Annotated in this window: 1 rRNA gene; it reads left to right on the plus strand. The window is 57.4% G+C overall.

Annotation, left to right across the window (positions count from 1 at the left end):
• The first annotated feature begins 346 nt into the window (after nucleotides 1–346).
• Nucleotides 347–463 (plus strand): 5S ribosomal RNA (gene rrf, locus AC1DFR_RS22370).
• Nucleotides 464–477 lie beyond the last annotated feature (14 nt).

Below are 477 nucleotides of genomic sequence, written 5' to 3' on the forward strand. Positions count from 1 at the left end.
GTGAGAGGCCCCCAGCCAGACCACTGGGTTGATAGGCCGGATGTGGAAGCGAGGACTAACGACTCGTGAAGCTGACCGGTACTAATAGGCCGATAACTTACACCACACACTCTTCCCGTGAACGGATTCAAAAGACGTTCACACCAGGGAAGGGTACAAAGAAACAAGACTGCTTGCGTCCACTATGTGGTTCCCAAACAACAAACCCGTCACCGACGGCACTGTTGCACAGGAACAAAACCACAACAAAATAACAACACCACACCTGCGGCCAAGGCCGCAGCGAACATGTTGTAACCACAGATTTCCCCACCCCCGGCAGCGGGCACGGTGGCGGAGCAAGGGTTACGGCGGTCATAGCGTGGGGGAAACGCCCGGTCCCATCCCGAACCCGGAAGCTAAGACCCACAGCGCCGATGGTACTGCACCCGGGAGGGTGTGGGAGAGTAGGTCACCGCCGGAACACCATTAACGGTC

The organism is Arthrobacter sp. 05T410 (assembly GCF_056396505.1).